Origin of the sequence: Pseudoalteromonas sp. T1lg65, from assembly GCF_051930985.1 — a bacterium.
In the GTDB taxonomy this organism is placed as follows: domain Bacteria; phylum Pseudomonadota; class Gammaproteobacteria; order Enterobacterales; family Alteromonadaceae; genus Pseudoalteromonas.
Genome location: NZ_CP196837.1, coordinates 3,608,244 through 3,627,500, shown reverse-complemented (window position 1 = coordinate 3,627,500; position 19,257 = coordinate 3,608,244). Strand labels below are relative to the sequence as shown.

Annotated in this window: 18 protein-coding genes and 2 rRNA genes (1 of these 20 cut by a window edge); 19 read left to right on the top strand and 1 reads right to left on the bottom strand. The window is 42.8% G+C overall.

What is annotated here, in order from left to right; translation table 11 throughout:
* The 9 genes from ACSLBF_RS16135 to ACSLBF_RS16095 form a co-directional block, all read left to right on the top strand.
* Positions 1–1,212: ribosomal RNA gene (locus ACSLBF_RS16135) — 23S ribosomal RNA — on the top strand (it extends 1,764 nt beyond the left edge of the window).
* A gap of 216 nt (positions 1,213–1,428) precedes the next feature.
* A 5S ribosomal RNA gene (rrf, locus tag ACSLBF_RS16130) occupies positions 1,429–1,543 on the top strand.
* 498 nt (positions 1,544–2,041) lie between these two features.
* Entirely contained in the window at positions 2,042–2,983 is a 942-nt protein-coding gene (locus ACSLBF_RS16125; protein WP_440054366.1) for an AraC family transcriptional regulator, read from the top strand.
* Between the two features lie 95 nt (positions 2,984–3,078).
* Positions 3,079–3,933, top strand: coding sequence for an NAD-dependent epimerase/dehydratase family protein (locus ACSLBF_RS16120; protein ID WP_440054365.1), 855 nt, complete (start codon positions 3,079–3,081; stop codon positions 3,931–3,933).
* A gap of 137 nt (positions 3,934–4,070) precedes the next feature.
* Entirely contained in the window at positions 4,071–4,682 is a 612-nt protein-coding gene (gene lexA / locus ACSLBF_RS16115) for a transcriptional repressor LexA (protein ID WP_440054364.1), read from the top strand.
* A 356-nt stretch (positions 4,683–5,038) separates the two neighbouring features.
* Entirely contained in the window at positions 5,039–6,184 is a 1,146-nt protein-coding gene (gene coxB, locus ACSLBF_RS16110) for a cytochrome c oxidase subunit II (protein WP_440054363.1), read from the top strand.
* Positions 6,181–7,755 carry a cytochrome c oxidase subunit I gene (ctaD, locus tag ACSLBF_RS16105; protein WP_440054362.1) on the top strand — a complete coding sequence of 525 codons (1,575 nt, stop codon included), beginning with the start codon at positions 6,181–6,183 and terminating at the stop codon, positions 7,753–7,755. Before coxB ends, ctaD begins: the two co-directional genes overlap by 4 nt.
* On the top strand, positions 7,755–8,333 hold the full coding sequence (locus ACSLBF_RS16100; RefSeq protein ID WP_440054361.1) for a cytochrome c oxidase assembly protein: 579 nt from the start codon (positions 7,755–7,757) through the stop codon (positions 8,331–8,333). The genes ctaD and ACSLBF_RS16100 overlap by 1 nt, the downstream gene beginning before the upstream one ends.
* Complete coding sequence (locus ACSLBF_RS16095) at positions 8,323–9,198, top strand: cytochrome c oxidase subunit 3 (RefSeq protein WP_440054360.1); 876 nt, start codon at positions 8,323–8,325, stop codon at positions 9,196–9,198. The genes ACSLBF_RS16100 and ACSLBF_RS16095 overlap by 11 nt, the downstream gene beginning before the upstream one ends.
* Here the strand turns inward: ACSLBF_RS16095 and ACSLBF_RS16090 are convergent.
* Positions 9,098–9,400 carry a DUF2909 domain-containing protein gene (locus ACSLBF_RS16090; RefSeq protein WP_440054359.1) on the bottom strand — a complete coding sequence of 101 codons (303 nt, stop codon included), beginning with the start codon at positions 9,398–9,400 and terminating at the stop codon, positions 9,098–9,100. The two genes, ACSLBF_RS16095 and ACSLBF_RS16090, sit on opposite strands and share 101 nt — an antisense overlap.
* Before the next feature lie 12 nt (positions 9,401–9,412).
* On the opposite strand from ACSLBF_RS16090, the gene ACSLBF_RS16085 reads away from it, so the two are divergent.
* From ACSLBF_RS16085 to ACSLBF_RS16040, 10 genes are all read left to right on the top strand, one after another.
* A complete protein-coding gene (locus tag ACSLBF_RS16085) occupies positions 9,413–10,138 on the top strand; it encodes an SURF1 family protein (RefSeq protein ID WP_440054358.1) in 726 nt (241 codons plus the stop codon).
* Positions 10,131–10,622 (top strand): transmembrane cytochrome oxidase associated protein, encoded by a 492-nt coding sequence (locus ACSLBF_RS16080; RefSeq protein WP_440054357.1) that lies wholly within the window; start codon positions 10,131–10,133, stop codon positions 10,620–10,622. Before ACSLBF_RS16085 ends, ACSLBF_RS16080 begins: the two co-directional genes overlap by 8 nt.
* A gap of 10 nt (positions 10,623–10,632) precedes the next feature.
* Entirely contained in the window at positions 10,633–11,643 is a 1,011-nt protein-coding gene (locus ACSLBF_RS16075; protein WP_440054356.1) for a COX15/CtaA family protein, read from the top strand.
* Positions 11,627–12,523, top strand: a complete 897-nt coding sequence (gene cyoE, locus ACSLBF_RS16070) for a heme o synthase (protein WP_440054355.1) — start codon at positions 11,627–11,629, stop codon at positions 12,521–12,523. The genes ACSLBF_RS16075 and cyoE overlap by 17 nt, the downstream gene beginning before the upstream one ends.
* A complete protein-coding gene (locus ACSLBF_RS16065) occupies positions 12,523–13,116 on the top strand; it encodes an SCO family protein (RefSeq protein WP_440054354.1) in 594 nt (197 codons plus the stop codon). Before cyoE ends, ACSLBF_RS16065 begins: the two co-directional genes overlap by 1 nt.
* Positions 13,117–13,260: 144 nt before the next feature.
* The gene (locus tag ACSLBF_RS16060) at positions 13,261–13,533 is read left to right on the top strand and encodes an STAS domain-containing protein (protein WP_440054353.1); all 273 of its coding nucleotides are present in this window, start codon (positions 13,261–13,263) and stop codon (positions 13,531–13,533) included.
* A 9-nt stretch (positions 13,534–13,542) separates the two neighbouring features.
* Positions 13,543–13,905, top strand: coding sequence for a response regulator (locus ACSLBF_RS16055; RefSeq protein ID WP_192506127.1), 363 nt, complete (start codon positions 13,543–13,545; stop codon positions 13,903–13,905).
* A 15-nt stretch (positions 13,906–13,920) separates the two neighbouring features.
* Complete coding sequence (locus ACSLBF_RS16050) at positions 13,921–16,011, top strand: chemotaxis protein CheA (protein WP_440054352.1); 2,091 nt, start codon at positions 13,921–13,923, stop codon at positions 16,009–16,011.
* On the top strand, positions 16,008–16,529 hold the full coding sequence (locus tag ACSLBF_RS16045; RefSeq protein ID WP_440054351.1) for a chemotaxis protein CheW: 522 nt from the start codon (positions 16,008–16,010) through the stop codon (positions 16,527–16,529). The genes ACSLBF_RS16050 and ACSLBF_RS16045 overlap by 4 nt, the downstream gene beginning before the upstream one ends.
* A 1-nt stretch (position 16,530) precedes the next feature.
* On the top strand, positions 16,531–19,215 hold the full coding sequence (locus tag ACSLBF_RS16040) for a methyl-accepting chemotaxis protein (protein ID WP_440054350.1): 2,685 nt from the start codon (positions 16,531–16,533) through the stop codon (positions 19,213–19,215).
* Positions 19,216–19,257 lie beyond the last annotated feature (42 nt).

The following is a 19,257-nucleotide window of genomic DNA, read 5'->3' as shown; positions in this document are numbered from 1 at the left end:
ACTTCGGGAGAAGGTACGCTCTTGTTTGTGAAGGACTTGCTCCGTAAGCAGACGAGAGCCGCAGTGACCAGGTGGCTGGGACTGTTTATTAAAAACACAGCACTGTGCAAAATCGTAAGATGACGTATACGGTGTGACACCTGCCCGGTGCCGGAAGGTTAATTGATGGGGTTAGCGTATGCGAAGCTCTTGATCGAAGCCCCGGTAAACGGCGGCCGTAACTATAACGGTCCTAAGGTAGCGAAATTCCTTGTCGGGTAAGTTCCGACCTGCACGAATGGTGTAACCATGGCCACGCTGTCTCCACCCGAGACTCAGTGAAATTGAAATCGCAGTGAAGATGCTGTGTACCCGCGGCTAGACGGAAAGACCCCGTGAACCTTTACTACAGCTTGGCACTGAACATTGACCCTACATGTGTAGGATAGGTGGGAGGCTTTGAAGCAGAGACGCTAGTTTCTGTGGAGCCGACCTTGAAATACCACCCTTGTAGTGTTGATGTTCTAACTTAGGCCCCTAATCGGGGTTGAGGACAGTGCCTGGTGGGTAGTTTGACTGGGGCGGTCTCCTCCCAAAGAGTAACGGAGGAGCACGAAGGTTTGCTAAGTACGGTCGGACATCGTACGGTTAGTGTAATGGTAGAAGCAAGCTTAACTGCGAGACAGACACGTCGAGCAGGTACGAAAGTAGGTCATAGTGATCCGGTGGTTCTGAATGGAAGGGCCATCGCTCAACGGATAAAAGGTACTCCGGGGATAACAGGCTGATACCGCCCAAGAGTTCATATCGACGGCGGTGTTTGGCACCTCGATGTCGGCTCATCACATCCTGGGGCTGAAGTCGGTCCCAAGGGTATGGCTGTTCGCCATTTAAAGTGGTACGCGAGCTGGGTTTAGAACGTCGTGAGACAGTTCGGTCCCTATCTGCCGTGGGCGTTTGAGAATTGAGAGGGGCTGCTCCTAGTACGAGAGGACCGGAGTGGACGAACCGCTGGTGTTCGGGTTGTGATGCCAATTGCATTGCCCGGTAGCTACGTTCGGAATCGATAACCGCTGAAAGCATCTAAGCGGGAAGCGAGCCTCGAGATGAGTTCTCACTTGGAGTTCGACTCCACTAAAGGGCCGTTGAAGACTACAACGTTGATAGGCGAGATGTGGAAGTGGTGTGAGCCATTAAGCTAACTCGTACTAATTACCCGTGAGGCTTAACCATACAACGCCAAAGTGGTTTAAGCGACAGAAGTTAATGAAACTAAAGTAGACAAAGAATTTAATTAAGCTTTCCAGATTTATTCCTGCGATTAAAACGCAGGATAATTAAGAATTAAACAAGGTGACCAACCTCAGCGACATCGCGAAATCGGTTCACCTTGCGCAAATGGAATGCTCGTGCGATGCACGATGTCATTAAACATTTGCCCCCAGTTTTCCTGGTGAACATAGCGTTTTGGAACCACCTGACCCCATGCCGAACTCAGAAGTGAAACAAAACAGCGTCGATGATAGTGTGGCAGCTGCCATGTGAAAGTAGAACATCGCCAGGGCCTTATAAGAGAAACCCGATTCGAAAGAGTCGGGTTTTTTGCTTTTGATACTAAAGTAAAGCAGTTTGTAGGAAAAGTACTTCCATGTAGTATCTCTCCTTCGCGCATCCATACGCTCACTTCCTCATGCTGCGAAGCGTTGCTTCGGTCATTCGTCACCCAAACTCAGAAGTGAAACAAAACAGCGTCGATGATAGTGTGGCAGCTGCCATGTGTTCTTTTTTAAAAGAACGGAACATCGCCAGGGCCTTATTAGAGAAACCCCGATTCGAAAGAGTCGGGGTTTTTGCTTTTTATTTTTTGCAAACCTGACGATGTTGGAAGGCGCTTCGCTTTTCCAACCTACCAAAATACTGTCAACACCACACCAAGTAGGCCGGAATAAGCGCAGCACCATCCTACAACCGGTACAGGTTGCGGCACTGAAAGACTTTATTGTACCTTTTGCTTCCGAACTTATTACAATGCAACCTATGAAGTATGTAAATAAGGATATGAATGAACTACACAGATCCACTAAGTCTTCTGGTATCTAGTTTTGAACCTGAAGTTCAGATTTTTTCTCACCTAACACTGACAGAGCCATGGGGTATTTCTGAAAGTGAGCAAAATGCTTGCTTCTTTAGTTATGTAAAGGAGGGACAGTGCGTTGTTGAGGTATCCTCAAGTTCTAAGAGAGTAAGCCTTTCCTCAGGGCAGCTTTTGTTACTACCTAGTGGTTCTGAGCATAAGCTTATGAGTCAGCAAGGGGTTGACTGTGTAGATATAGATAAGGCTTTAGAAACAGGCATAACATCGCTGGGAGGAAAGGGGGAACATTGCTTCATGATGTGTGGAAGCTTTGTATTTGATCCATTGCATAATTGGGGGGTCTCTAGTTTAGCGATAGATTTACCTGAGTATATTGTTATCGATGCAGTCAGAGGGAGCCATCTTGCACTCGTACTTGATTGGATATATCGAGAAAATGAAGTGAAACCTATCGGTAGCCAGTTGAATATCGAACATCTTCTTAAGCTTCTGTTGATGGAAGTCATTCGAGATTTATCTACAAAGACCCATTATTTCGGCTGGATCCCAGCTATCCATGACCGATTTTTAGCACCCGCTATCATAATGATACAAAAAGATTATTCAAGACACTGGACGTTAGAAAAATTGGCTGAGCATAGCGCGCTGTCTAAGTCTGCTTTCTCCAAACGATTTAAAACACAAACTGGCTATTCACCGATCAGCTTTCTGAATCAATGGAGGTGTTTAGTGGCTGCAAAACTGCTGGTATTAAATAAGCATTCAGTACAAGACATAGGGATTAATGTAGGCTTTCAGTCTGGTGACGTGTTTATCCGTAACTTTAGAGCGTTTTATCACACAACGCCCAAGCGATATCGACTCCAGCATCAGAGAGGGAGTGGTGCCAAATCGACGATTATAGGATAGTCATCGACGAATCATCCAATAATTGAGTGCGTCTATTTTTGCAATCCTTCTTGGAGAGTATGCTGTTGGCAGCTTAAATGAATTAAGGTGAAAACATGCAAACACAAAAGGTTATTGTCACAGGTGGGACTGGAAATATTGGTAGCGCGGTTGTTTCTGAATTACTCGCGAATGATTATGTAGTTTATATTCTTTGTCGATCTGAAGTTAGCGCTCTAAGCGCTAAGCAATTGGGTGCAAGGGTAATAACGGGGAATATTGAACAGCCAGAATCTTGGCTGAGCTGGCTAGATGAGGCTACTGCATTGATTCATACAGCTTGTGGCTTCAACCAGAATATGGGCGATATAGACATCAAGTTAATGAAGTCAATTTGTAGATATCTGTCTAGCCGCAACCTTGGTATTACAATGATTTATACTTCTGGCTGCTGGACTTATGGAGAAAGTGAGCAAGCAATTACCGAACAATTTCCCAAACTGGCGATAGATGATTTTACTTGGATGTTAAGTAGTATCGACTATTTACGGTCTCAAAAATGTGTTGATCTGCGTATCGTTAGTCCAACCAATGTTGTTGATAAAAATGAACTTAACGTACCCCCTGTATTTCTTTGGGAATTAAAACGCTGTGGACACATTTGTTTGCCAGGGGGAGTTAGTCAGTCTTGGTCTGTTGTTGAAAGAGAAAACCTGGCTGAGTTATATCGACTGGTGTTAGAGCTAGGCGAGCCCGGCGAAGAATACATTGGTGTAGGTGAAGCAAAATTTAATATAGTGCAATGGTTAAAAAAAACGAATGACGTTGATGTCTTAACAGACAGAATAAGTGAATGGAAATCAATTTATGGCAATTGGGTTGAAGGGTATGCATTGCAACAGTATTTTTCCAGTGATAAAGCAATTGTGGAGCTTGGTTGGCAACCAAAAGCTATTAGTTCGTTAAATTAGCTGCATTTGTTATAAAAGGCTACGCCGTTAGTTTGGCTTTCCTAGCGGAAACCATACGAGGTTGCTCTATTTGGCGTTGCCATTTTTCGTTAACTGTATATACTCACAGTAAATGCACTGTATGGAAAACCAGTTATATGCGACCATTAACCAAACGACAAGAACAAGTTTTTGAACTGATCAAAGTGTTTATTAAAGACACGGGTATGCCTCCAACTCGAGCTGAAATCGCTGATGCATTAGGATTTAAAAGTGCAAATGCTGCAGAAGAACACCTAAAAGCACTTGCGAAAAAAGGCGTTATCGAAATGGTGCCAGGTGCAAGTAGAGGTATACGGTTGGCAGAAGACGACAGTGAAGAAGGATTGCCTGTCATTGGTCGGGTCGCTGCGGGTGAGCCTATTCTTGCTGAACAGCACGTTGAGTCCCATTATAACGTTGATGCCAGTATTTTTAAGCCACATGCCGATTACCTACTTCGAGTTAATGGAATGAGCATGAAGGATATTGGTATTTTAGATGGTGATCTTCTCGCAGTGCATCGAACTCAAGTGGCTGAAAATGGTCAGGTGGTTGTAGCTCGAGTTGAAGATGATGTCACTGTTAAACGCATTGAGAAGAAAGGTGCAAAAGTACTGCTGCACGCAGAAAATGAAGAGTTCTCCCCAATAGAAGTCGATCTAACGTCGCAAAATTTCGCAATAGAAGGGTTGGCTGTCGGGATTATTAGAACTGCTGACTGGATGTAATTAAGGATGACGTTGCTGATAAAAATGCAGTAGCGTCATCTTTTTGTAAAAAAATAGACAAATATCTTACTTTTTGCCGCTTAGTATCATGAAGAAGCCTTAAATTAGGCTTTGTAAATACAAATCGTTGCTTTCACTATCCTGAATTTATTAGATTATTTCTCCATCTTTTCTGCTTTCGTAGCGCACTTAACTAAAAACTTATTAACATTCTATTCTCAAATTTCTTGCCATTTTGAAGATCCTCGACTAATTGGTTAATAGTCGTGCAGTAAGTCCATGTATACGTGGGCATTATGACAGTCATCCAATAATAACAAGAGGCACAGCTAGACTGGCCTTGAAGGAGACGTCAAATGAAAATTTGTCGAATAGTTACCGTTATTGTCATTGCGCTAGTTTCTGAGTTTGCACTTGCTAACAGCGCGTACAATATGCGGCAAGGAGTTACAGACATTAGTCAGCAAGTCTACGACCTACACATGACGATATTTCTGATCTGTTGTGCAATCGGTGCTGTGGTATTTGCGGTAATGTTTTGGGCGCTATTAAAACATCGAAAATCCAAAGGCGTTGTGCCAGCTCAGTTCCATGAGAGTACAAAAGTTGAGATTTTGTGGACTGCAATTCCATTTGTCATTTTGATTGCGATGGCTATTCCGGCTACGAAAACCTTGATTGCAATGGAAGATACGAGCAAAGCGGATCTTACTATTAAGGTAACTGGCTCGCAATGGAAATGGCACTATGAATACATGGGCCACGATGTAGAGTTTTATTCCTTACTTTCTACCCCAAAAGATCAAATAAATGATCAACAAGACAAGACAGAAAATTACCTATTGGAAGTGGATAAACCTTTGGTTATACCCACAGATAGAAAGGTTCGTTTTTTGATGACATCTGACGATGTTATTCACTCTTGGTGGGTACCTGACTTTGCTGTCAAAAAGGATGCCAACCCTGGGTTTATAAATGAAGCCTGGACTAAGGTAAATGAAGAAGGGACTTATCGAGGTCAATGTGCTGAACTGTGTGGAAAAGACCATGGTTTCATGCCGGTTGTAGTTGAAGCTGTAGCGCCGGAAAAGTTTGATTCTTGGCTAGCTAATGCGAAGGCAGAGAAACTGCAAGCGCAGGCAGAATCAGAGGCAATTGCTCAGCAAACGCTGTCGAAAGAAGAATTGATGACAGTGGGTGAACAAACCTATATGGCGTACTGTGCAGCATGTCATCAGCCAACAGGGCTTGGTTTACCTGGGGTTTTTCCAGCGCTTAAAGACAATAAAGTTGTACTGGGTGATGTGAAAGAACACATAGATGTATTGCTTTTAGGCCGTCCTGGTACCGCAATGCAGGCATTTGCTAAACAGTTAACGATTAAGCAGTTGGCTGGTGTCATCACTTATAAACGTAACAGCTGGGGAAATGATACGGGAGAAGTCATACAACCTAGTCAAGTACAAGCAGAAATTGACGCGCTAGAGGAGGCTGGAAAATGAGTGCCATAGTCGAAGAACATTCCCATCACAGTGCACCAAAAGGCCTTAAGCGGTGGCTTTATACTACAAACCATAAAGATATAGGCACGTTATATCTCATATTTTCTTTAACCATGTTCCTCATTGGTGGAGCAATGGCAATGGTTATCAGGGCTGAGTTATTCCAGCCTGGTTTACAACTTGTAGACCCCCATTTTTTTAATCAAATGACAACAGTACATGGTCTGATCATGGTATTTGGGGCTGTTATGCCAGCGTTTACAGGTTTGGCTAACTGGATGATCCCTATGATGATCGGTGCTCCTGATATGGCTCTGCCTCGAATGAATAACTGGAGCTTTTGGATACTACCATTTGCGTTTGCAATTCTGTTACTGTCGTTGTTTCTAGAAGGCGGAGGTCCGGCTTTTGGTTGGACATTCTATGCGCCACTTTCTACGACCTACAGTAATGACAACACGGCATTTTTTGTGTTTGCTGTCCATATAATGGGTATTAGCTCGATAATGGGAGCGATCAATGTAATCGTAACGATCGTTAACCTCAGGGCACCAGGAATGACTTGGATGAAGTTACCCTTGTTCGTTTGGACTTGGTTGATCACCGCGTTTTTACTTATCGCAGTGATGCCTGTACTGGCAGGTGCTGTTACGATGGTTCTAACTGATAAGTTTTTTGGTACTAGCTTCTTTGATGCTGCAGGTGGCGGAGATCCCGTGATGTTCCAGCATATTTTTTGGTTCTTTGGTCATCCAGAAGTCTACATAATGATTCTACCTGCATTCGGGATTATCTCGACGATAGTACCGACTTTCTCACGAAAAAAACTATTTGGTTATGCCTCAATGGTGTACGCCACAGCATCAATTGCTTTACTGTCGTTTGTGGTCTGGGCCCACCATATGTTTACCACTGGTATGCCACTAGCTGGTGAATTGTTCTTTATGTATGCGACTATGCTTATTTCAGTACCGACCGGCGTTAAAGTATTTAACTGGGTAGCCACCATGTGGCGAGGGGCCATCAGTTTTGAGGTCCCGATGCTGTTTTCAGTCGCTTTTATTGTGTTATTTACTATCGGTGGATTTTCAGGGTTGATGCTTGCGATAACCCCTGCTGATTTCCAATACCATGATACATACTTTGTTGTGGCCCATTTTCACTATGTATTAGTGACCGGTGCCGTGTTCTCTATTATGGCGGCAGCCTACTATTGGTTACCTAAGTGGACAGGGAACATGTTTGACGTGAAATTGGCAAAATTACACTTCTGGTTGTCTTTGGTCAGCGTCAACTTGCTATTTTTCCCCATGCACTTCGTTGGCCTTGCTGGAATGCCGAGACGAATCCCTGACTATGCACTTCAGTTTGCCGACTTTAACGCGATTATTAGCATAGGTGGCTTTGCATTTGGTCTTTCGCAATTGCTGTTTGTGGCTGTGGTATACAAATGTGCGAAAGGTGGAGAGCAAGTGCCTGGGAAAGTGTGGGACGGAGCCGAGGGATTGGAATGGGAAGTACCTTCTCCTGCGCCATATCACACCTTCACAACACCACCGGAGATTAAGTAATGCAGCATAGCAAGTTAATTAAAAAACTTGTTTTGTTAACGCTAGGAATGTTTGCCTTCGCCTTCGCTTTAGTGCCGTTATATGACGTTTTTTGTGACATCACTGGATTGAATGGCAAACCCGAGATGGTGGTAGCTAAAGAAAGTAAGACTGTTGCTGAGGGGCGTTCTGTCACTGTTAGTTTTACAACTCATAGTCAATCCCAGGCTCCATTCTCTGTTGAGTCGGTATTACAGTCTATTGAAGTGGTACCTGGCAAATTAGTCGATGTGAAGTTCCTAGCAAAAAATTTGAGTGGACAAGAAAGAGTGATGCAGGCGATACCCTCAGTATCGCCAGGTAAAGCCGCAAAATATTTACATAAAATGGCATGTTTTTGTTTTGATCAACAGCCATTAATCGGTCATGAGGAGGCCGAATTTGTGTTGCGGTTTTACGTAGATACAGAGTTACCTGAAGATGTAGAAGAGCTCACCCTTTCATATGCACTATTTGATATTACTGAGCGAGTGTCTAAAGTTTCTGCCGCAGAGCAACCTTTGATACTTGCTCATAAGGAGTTCATAAATGAACCATGAGCAACAAAAATATTACGTTCCTGAACAGAGCCCTTGGCCCATCGTTGGCGCGGTGGCAATGTTCTTTATTGCAGTCGGTGCTGGATTGACTGTGATTCAAAGTGGTAGTGAGGCTGGGAGTGGAGTCTGGCTGCTTGTTATAGGTCTAGCAATACTTATTTATATGATCTTTGGCTGGTTTAGAAATGTGATCGAAGAGTCGATGAATGGACTTTACTCTGCACAGATGGACCGCTCTTTTAAGCAGGGGATGAGTTGGTTTATCTTTTCCGAAGTGATGTTTTTTGCGGCTTTTTTTGGTGCACTTTTTTATGCTCGTATGTTTGCCGTTCCATGGCTTGGTGGTGATAGTAATAATGCAATGACAAATGAGGTGTTGTGGCCTCAGTTTGAGGCCATTTGGCCATTGCTTACAACTCCTGATGGGACCTCAACGCAGGCTATGGGATGGCAGGGTCTACCGCTTGTGAATACCATTATCTTACTCGCATCATCAGTCACACTCAGTATCGCCCACGTCGCTTTAGAGAAAGAGCAGCGCGCCAAGGTGAAAGCATTCCTTGGAGTTACGGTACTGCTGGGATTAGGCTTCTTAGTTCTTCAAGTTGAGGAGTATATTCACGCATATCAGGAGTTGGGGTTAACGCTACAGTCCGGTATCTACGGTAATACTTTCTTTTTACTTACTGGTTTTCACGGTATGCACGTGACACTCGGCGCTATCATTTTATTTGTGGTATGGATTCGAGTGCTCAAGGGCCACTTTAGTGCTGAGCGGCATTTTGCTTTTCAAGCTGGAGCGTGGTACTGGCACTTTGTCGATGTGGTATGGCTGTGCTTGTTTGTGTTTGTGTATGTTTTATAGAAAGTGGGGAAGGGTTGAGTTTTATGACATCGAATGCTGCTGCAACACAAATTAGCATGATGACTGCAATTGAAGCATAAACCCTTTTTAATAACAGTTTTGCCATCGAAGCCTGTTGCTCTGTTTTTAGCATAATTATTAAAGCTCTAAATAAGTTGTAGAAAGTTAGTAGTAGCAAAAAAACAATAATAATTTTAATCATAAGAGGTATCCTTTGGGATTAAGCGCGCTGTTTAAAGGTAGAGCAAAAACACCGATATTGGGAGCTTTAATTGTTGCTCTGATTTGTAGTGGCTTATCGCTATGGCAATGGCAGCGTGCCCAGCAAAAGTATCTCATAGAGCAACGTATTGAAGCTTTTGATTTTACAGGCGAACGATTGAGTGAGTTACTCACAACGCGCACATTGAGTGAGCTTGATGGAGCCAAATTAACACTAACCGGTCAATTTTTGCCTGACCATTACTGGTTTTTAGATAATCAGGTTGTAAATGGGCAGGTCGGTTTTGATGTTGTTTCTTTATTTAAATTGCAAGGGAATGGTCAAAATATCGTCGTCAACCTTGGGTTTGTTGCTTCGGTTGCTTCGAGAATACCGCCTACAATTGTTTTGCCTAGCAACACTCAGTCTTTTACCGCGCTTATAAAATCAAATCCGCAACAAAAATTCACACTTGCAGCTCAGCCAACAACCGCTAACGAGCAGCATATTCTTCAGTACATCGATAATGACTTCTTATCAGAAATAAGTGGGGTCGATTTGCTTACCATATTAGCCTACTCAGTTGAGGATAATATTGGCGGAGCGAAGCCACACTACAAACCCGTAGTAATGTCGCCGAAAAAACATGAAGCCTATGCTCTACAGTGGCTCCTGATTGGATTAGCTGCATTATTTATCGGGTGGAAGCTAGCAAAAAAGGAGGTTCCAAATGTCTAAAAGTGGTATTTGGTTTATTGCCATATTTGTCGCGCCGTTGGTTGTAGCGATTTCGGTGCTCAAATTAGGTTGGATGCCGCAAAGTACAACTAATTTTGGTGCGTTTGTAACTGGGGAAGTAAGACAGCCAGAACTGGTGTTAGGTAGCGAATGGACTATTGCTTACAAACAGCCTGCTGAATGCGATGTAGCGTGCACTAGCCAGTTAGAAAGCTTGAGTAACCTACATACTGCCTTGGGGAAAAATCAGCAGAAGGTGTCAATTGTCGTAATCGGTTCGAAAACAAAAATTGACTCTAATGTTGTTAGTGTGTTTAACAAAGAAATCAAAGAACTAAAAGATAACCACTTATATTTAGTGGATAAAACTGGGCTGTTTGTCCTGCAATATTCGGGAAATTCAGATCCAGAACAAAACAGAATGATACAGAAAGGGCTATTGAAAGATTTGAAAAAGCTTTTGAACTACTCACGTTCAAGTTAGGAGGCTGTGTATGATAAATAGAAAAAGAAAAATAGCATTATTTTCATGCTTTGTTGCCGCGATAGTGGTGACATTAGGGGCCTTTACGCGCTTGAGCGATGCTGGGTTAGGTTGTCCAGATTGGCCTGGGTGTTACGGCTTTTTGACTGTGCCAAATGAAACACATGAATTGAATGCTGCAGCGGAGCGCTTTCCTGGAATGGAAGTTGAAGCTGATAAAGCATGGATAGAGATGGTGCATAGGTATTTTGCGAGTTTTTTAGGTTTTTTAATTGTCGCACTATTGTGGTTTAGGTTAAAAACCAAAAAAGGCGCGAACCTACCAACCAAGCACTTCTATTTGCTGTTTTTGCTAGTATTGTTTCAAGGTGCTTTGGGCATGTGGACTGTGACAATGAACCTCCAACCCGTTGTCGTAATGGGTCACTTATTAGGAGGTTTCACTATCCTAGCCCTGCTATCTTTGCTCTATTTAAGATTGAAATATGGCCAGCTTAAAGCGTCGGTGACAACTACCCAAAGTACAATGTGTAACTCCGCTTTAGTTGTGCTAGTGATCCAAATTGCACTTGGTGGTTGGCTTGCGGCAAACTATGCTGCACCTCATTGCACTGGACTTCCCCTGTGTGACAACATGCAACTTTTCTCTTGGCAAAGCTTGTTTACATTACCTGAAGCATCTGCGACCTATGAATTTGGTGTGTTGCCATTTGAATCAAGAGTATCAATTCATTTAATTCATCGAGTTTGGGCACTTGTTACAGTACTCGCTTTGTTAGCTGCATGCTGGCCTTTATTAAAACAGCAGCAAGAGAAAGTATTAAAAAAAGCCGCTTATTTGGTGCTGCTTCTGGTGAGTATTCAAGTTGCAGTTGGTGCTGCGATCGTACACTTTCAATTTCCTTTATTATTAACCCTGTTCCACAACTTTATGGCAGCTATGTTGTTACTAGCAATGGTCAGGTTATGCTTTTTCGTACATCTTGCAAAACAGGAGGTTTGCCATGTTAGCTATCAATAACTCACTACTTCAGAATGGGATTATCAGACACCTTGGTGCCTACTTTGCGATGTGTAAATTTAAGGTCGTTTGCATGCTAGTGATAACAGCATGGGTTGGTATCGCTTTAGCCCCTGATATGGGAAGAAGTATGCTATTTCAAGTATTGAGCTTGCTTGGCATTGGGCTGTTGTCAAGCAGTGCTGCCGTGATCAATCATGTTGTTGATCGAGAGATAGATAAAAAAATGGCAAGAACAAGACATAGACCTCTAGCCAAACAGTCGGTGTCTGTACCTGCAGCAATCTTGTTTGCACTTTTATTGGCAGTGCTCGGCTACGGTTTGTTAGTGTATTTCGCGAACACTTTGTGTGCATGGCTGACGTTACTCGCACTGTTTGGTTATGCGGTTGTTTATACGTTATTGCTTAAAAGAGCGACTCCACAGAACATTGTTATTGGTGGTCTCGCCGGTGCAATGCCACCACTGCTTGGCTGGGTAAGTGAAACGGGCAGTATGGGTGCTGAGCCCTGGTTATTAGTTATGATTATTTTTGCTTGGACACCTCCTCATTTTTGGGCGTTAGCCATTGCCAAACGAAAAGACTACGAACGGGCTGAAATACCAATGTTGCCAGTAACTCATGGGGAAAGATTCACAAAGCTTTGTGTGTTCTTTTACACCATTATTCTCACGTTAGTTTGTCTAATGCCTTATTTGGTGGGAATGTCAGGGCTAATCTATTTAACTATTTCGTGTTTTGCGAATGTCATGTTTTTAGTGAAAACCTGGCGGCTACTGAGCACAGATAGTAATCAATATGCGATGAGCGTATTTTATTTTTCTATCTGGCATTTATTGGTAGTCTTCGTTGCGCTGTTTGTTGATAGAGCATTTTAATGAGAAATACGCTGTTACTGAGTTTTTTACTCACTTTACTTGCTTGTACACCTCAACCGGAGTTAACGGATAAAACCGTGTGGTATAAGCAAGCAAAGACAATAAAACCATTTACCCTATATGATCAAAACGGCAATGCCGCTACTAATCAACAATTTACAGGTAAGTGGAATTTACTCTTTCTTGGTTATACGCATTGTCCAGATGTTTGTCCGATGACCTTGTTAAAGTTAACGCAACTTTATCGTTCTTTGGATAATCAAGATGATGTTCAAGTTTGGTTCGTTTCAGTAGATCCAAATCGAGACACGCAACAGCGGCGACTCGATTATATCAAACACTTCAATCCTGCATTTTTGGCGGTTAGTGCAAAGCACGATGTTTTGTATCCTTTTGTCAGAGAATTAGGGTTGATGTATGCACTTAACGATACAAGTGCTGACGAGTACTATGTCGATCACAGTGGTTCGGTTGCTCTGGTGAACCCCAGTGGTGAGCTAGAAGCAATATTCAAACCTGAGTTTGAAGCTGGAAAAGTACCAACAATTAATGTAGACACCCTTCTTAACGATTTACGTGTAATCATCAAATAAATAGCGGTAAGCGTATTCTAGCTGCCGCTTATCCCATCTAACACTCTAATTAATTGTAGATTTTTAATTAGGGTTTGTGGCATTTCTGTCATCTCGGTCTAAGCTAAATTTATTAAATAATAAACAAGGAAGGCATGGTTACACATGTTAAAACTTCCATCAGAATTTACGATCAATCAGGTTGAAAGCCTGTATCAGCAGGTTTTCCAAGAATCACCAGAAACCTCGGATGTCATTATTGATATCAGTGATGTTAGTCAAGCTGATACTGCTTCAGTCCAGTTGCTTTGTGCTCTGCAAAAGCATTTATCTACATTGGAGCACAAAATTGTTTGGCACGGTGAAAGTGAAGCATTACAAGAGGCGGTGGAGCAGCTTGGGCTAGCAAACTACCTGTTTCAAAGCACAGAAAGTTAAGAGGTGAATATGAAAAAGATTTTAGCTGTGGATGATTCAGCGTCTATGCGCCAGATGGTTGGTTTTACGTTAAAAAAGGCTGGCTTTGATGTGACCGAAGCAAAAGACGGAAGCGAGGCATTAAGCATTGCCAAACAGCAAGGGTTTGATGCTGTTATTTCAGATGTGAACATGCCAGTGATGGACGGCATTACGCTTATTCGAGAGTTGCGGAGCCTACCAAATTATAAATTTACGCCACTTCTGATGCTGACAACTGAATCGGGACTGGATAAAAAAACAGAAGGTAAAGCAGCGGGGGCGACGGGCTGGATTGTTAAGCCGTTTAACCCAGAACAATTATTAGCGGTATTGAAAAAAGTGATTCGATAGACGCTGGGGGTTGGTATGAGTATTGATTTAAGCCAGTTTTTTGAAGTTTTCTTTGAAGAAAGTTTCGAAGGACTTGATGTGATGGAGTCAGAGCTGCTTAACTTAACACCAGGCTCTGAAGACATGGAAACGATCAATACGATATTTAGAGCTGCGCACAGTATTAAGGGTGGAAGCGGCACATTTGGCTTTACCGCAGTTTCGGATTTCACTCATGTGCTTGAAACCTTGCTCGATCAAATTCGCGATGGCCGTCGTCAGCTTACCGCAGAGCATGTTAATTTATTACTCCAGTCTGTTGATTGTTTAAGGGCTCTTCTTAGGGCATTGCAATCTGAATCAACCCCAGACTTGACTGAGTCGACCCAGCTTCGTAAACAGTTCGAAGCGATTTTATCTGGTAATGCAAAAGTAGAAGAACAGCAAACACCAACCGAAGAAACGCAGTCTCAAGCGACAGAGTCACAGACTTTTCAAATAGATTTTAAGCCGCACTCGCATTTGTTCAAAACTGGTAATGAACCCTTATATATGCTCAGTGAATTGGCTGAAATGGGGATTATTGAGACCCAAGCTTTTTGTGATGCTATACCTGAGATCGAGCAGTTTAATCCTGAAGACTGTTATCTCAGTTGGCGCATTTTTTTGACAACGGAGCAAGCGGAATCAGCGATAAGAGAAGTATTCGAGTGGGTTGAAGATGATGCCGATATCGAAATCAAAATGTGCGGTGGCTTATTTAAAAAGGTACAAGAACAAAACGCCTCTGAAGAGGAAACAGCCATCACGTCTTCGCCAGTTGAACAGGCCGACGAACCTGATATGGCTGCGGTAAACGCTAAATCGAAGCAAACACAGGCAGACACAAAAAAATCAGCGGAATCTACTTCGATCAGAGTGAGCATTGATAAAGTAGACTCGTTAATAAACATGGTTGGTGAATTGGTAATAACACAGGCTATGTTGACACAAATGGGCGAGCAAGAAATTACGGAACAGTCGATCTCCGCATTGCAAGAGGGATTGGCGCAGCTGGCACACAATACTAGAGATCTGCAAGAAAATGTCATGCGGATTAGAATGCTTCCAATAAGCTTCGTGTTTAGTCGATTTCCTCGTTTAGTCAGAGACACATCACAAAAACTTAATAAGCAGGTTGAACTCAAGCTGTTAGGTGAGCAAACAGAACTAGATAAAACCGTGATGGAGAAAATTTCGGACCCTATGGTACATCTCGTTCGTAATTCGCTAGACCATGGGTTAGAAACCCCGGAAGAAAGAATAAAAGCGGGTAAAAGCCCAGTAGGAACAGTCACACTAAATGCTTTCCATCAAGGCGGTAACATTGTTATTGAAATCATGGATGATGGACGTGGACTAAATACCGAGAAGATAAGACAAAAAGCAATCAAAAATGGGATTATTCAAGAAAATGAAGAGCTATCTACCGAAGATATCAATGAGTTGATATTCAGACCTGGCTTTTCGACCGCTGACCAAGTGAGTGATATCTCTGGCAGAGGTGTCGGAATGGATGTTGTTCGTCGCAATATTCAGTCCTTGAATGGAACGGTTGAGGTGGCATCGGCGAAGGGAGTCGGTTCCACATTTACAATCAGACTGCCTTTGACATTGGCAATACTCGACGGCCAATTAGTAAAAGTGGCCAAGCATACTTATATCATTCCACTGATTTCTATTGTTGAGTCATTACAAATCGATATTAAAAAAGTAAGTACCGTGGGAAATGGTCTCGATGTACTGAGACTGAGGGATGAGTACATACCGATACTACGGCTGTATCAGCTTTTTAATCATGCTGGTGCAATCGAGGAATTGGATAGAGCCTTACTTGTGGTTGTTGAGGCAGATAACCACAAAGTCGGTTTATTGGTTGATGATTTGCTTGCTCAGCAGCAGGTTGTAATAAAAAGTTTGGAAGCAAATTATCAAAAAGTAGATGGTATTTCTGGTGCCACTATTCTTGGAGACGGTCGGGTTTCACTTATTGTTGATATTAGCGGGCTTATTAAACTGAGCGGACTAAAACGTCCTGGGTCACAAGATTTGGCACTTGGCCAAGAACTCAAAGAGGCTGCTTCGTGATGACAGAAAAAGGCGCAATAGCTGGCGAACTCATGATGTCTGATCGTGACGATGAACGTCAATTTTTAACCTTTATGATGGCCGGCGAGGAATATGGTATCGATATTCTCGCAGTACATGAGATCCGAGGTTGGGAAGAAGTCACGGCAATTCCTAACTCACCGGGTTTTGTGAATGGAGCAATTAATCTACGTGGAACAATTGTTCCGATTATTGATTTAAGAAAGCGGTTTGGCCTGAATCGAATTGATTATAGCGCTTTGACAGTAGTAATTGTCGTCTCTGTCTTGGTGAGAGGAGATGACAAGGTGATGGGGCTAGTGGTTGATGCAGTTTCTGACGTTTATAGTATTGACGAAGAAACGGCGAAGGATGTGCCAGACTTTAATGACTCTGATAATGCTCAGTTTGTTAAAGGGCTGGTAAATGTTGGGGAGAAAATGGTTGTGCTTCTCAATTTGAAAAATATTTTAGATCTTGAATTAAGACCAAGAGAATCTGTTGCGAGCGGGGGATAATATGAGCGAGCAAGCACTGACAAGTCAATCAAACAACAAATGGTTAGCCGCAGGCGTGGTGCTAGTTATCGGTTTTGCCATTAGTATTCAAATGCTTAAAGTTGAAATTAATACACAATCATTGGTTGCAATTTCAATTGCGGTGGTAAGCATTCTGCTAGCTATGCTGCTAATGCGGCAAGGCTTATCTTCTTTAGGTGCCCGTTTGAAAGCGATAGATGAACTGCTTCCTGCTCTATCTAATCAAGATCCCGAATTATTAAAACGAAGCACTTATCCGCGAAACACAGAATTGTTTATTGCGATATCCAACTTACTTGAAGGAAGTAATCAAGGTGATGCAGATGCTTCCAGCAGAGTATTAGCATTGCAGGTGTGCCAAGCCAATGTCATGTTAGCGGACCCTGAATTTAATATTACCTACTTCAACGATTCACTCAAACGCATGTTAAAAGATAATGAATTGCGCATCCAAAAAGAACTACCGAATTTCTCGGTAGATAATCTGGTAGGTCAAAATATCGATACTTTTCATAAAAATCCGGCTCATCAAAGGCACATATTGGCGGCTTTGAGGCAACCTTATGAGACGCAAATTAAAGTAGCTGGCTTGACCTTTGATTTAATAGCGACTCCAGTGTTTGATGATTCAGGTGAACGAGTTGCGACATTGGTAGAATGGAAAGACCTAACCCGCGAATTAGAACTGATAGAGAAACAGACGGAACTTGCCAATCATAATGCGCGGATCACTCGAGCGCTGGATGTTTGCCAAGCGAATGTAATGGTGGCGGATAATTCATTGAATATCATTTATGCGAATGATTCAGTGAAAGCGATGTTGAGCGAAAACCAAGCTCAATTGCGTGAATCCTTACCTAACTTTGACGTACAAACGATGCTTGGTTCTAACATCGATGTGTTCCACAAAAACCCACAGCATCAGCGAGGTCTTTTGGACAAGTTAACGGATGTGTACAGCACGGAAATTAAAGTTGCGGGTTTTACGTTTGGTCTAATTGCCACGCCGGTATTTGATGAAGAGAAAAATCGCATCGGTACCGTGGTTGAATGGGATGACAAAACACAGCGTCTTGCTAAGGAGCGAGAAGAACAAGCATTAGCTGCGGAAAACCTTCGTATTAAACGAGCGTTGGATAGTGTATCAACGAATACCATGATCGCTGATGATAAAAATAATATTGTCTACATGAACCGTTCAGTAAAACAGCTGTTTAAGTCTCACGAGGAACAGCTGAAAAAAATGGTACCAAACTTTGATTACGACACAATAGTTGGAAGTAACATTGATATCTTCCATAAAAACCCTGCGCATCAGCGTGGCATGATGGCACGTTTAGAAACTACCTTTGAAACCGAAATTGAAATAGGTAGCTTAACATTCGGCCTTACAGCAAACCCAATCCAAGATGCTGCAGGTGCTAGAGTCGGAACGGTAGTGGAGTGGAATGACCGGACTGAGGAAGTCGCGATTGAACGAGAAGTAAACAGCCTTGTACAAAAAGCAAGTAATGGAGAACTTACTGTACGAATTGAAGAAAGTGGTAAAGAAGGATTTTATCTTCGTTTAGCGAAAGGTTTAAATAGCTTAGTTGCAACAGTACAAGATACCGTTGTGGATATGGGTGAAATGCTAGATTCACTAGCGACAGGTAACCTGACTCGGCGCATTGAACGTGATTACCAGGGTTCCTATGAGAAGCTCAAAGAAGATGCGAACAAAACAGCAGAAAAACTGACTGAAGTAATGAACCGCATTCGAACATCAGCAAATTTAGTATCTAGTGGTGCAGATGAAATCTCACAAGGGAACGCAGATTTAAGTCAAAGAACGGAAGAACAAGCTTCATCATTGGAGGAAACAGCTGCGAGTATGGAGGAAATGACCAGTACTGTTAAACAAAATGCTGAGAACGCTAAATTAGCTAATGAATTGGCTGCGGATACTTGTCAAAAAGCTACCCAAGGCGGTGAAGTGGTGACACGTGCCGTAGAAAGTATGTCTGAAATCAATGACGCCAGTAAGAGAATTGCTGACATTATCGGTGTGATTGACGAAATAGCATTCCAAACCAACCTACTCGCACTTAATGCTGCGGTTGAGGCTGCAAGGGCTGGTGAACAAGGGCGAGGTTTTGCTGTAGTTGCGGGTGAGGTGCGTAATTTGGCACAGCGCTCGGCGGGTGCTGCGAAAGAAATTAAAGATCTGATCCGAGATAGTGTAAGTAAAGTTGAAGATGGCACAATGCTTGTGAATGAGTCGGGTGTCACTTTAAGAGGGATCGTTGATGCGGTCCAAAAAGTGACGGAGATGATTTCAGATATCGCAGAAGCGTCGGTCGAACAGAGCTCTGGGATCGATCAGGTGAATAAAGCGATTTCACAGATGGATGAGATGACTCAGCAAAATGCAGCATTAGTTGAGCAAGCGTCCGCAGCGGGAGAATCGATGGCTGAGCAAGCGAACGATATGACTCGATTACTTAACTTTTTTACTATGAATGATGACACGGGTGGTAACTACTTACCAAATGAACCCGTTCGAGCTATGCCGGTCGCAAGTAAAAACTCATTAAATGGGGGAGCGAAAAAATCTTCCTCTTCTCAAGGGCAAGTGAGTAAAAGTAAATTTTCAGACGAGTCAGAAGAGTGGGAAGAGTTTTAGCCATAGCTGAGTAATAATTACTGATTTTATACGCTTTAGGGA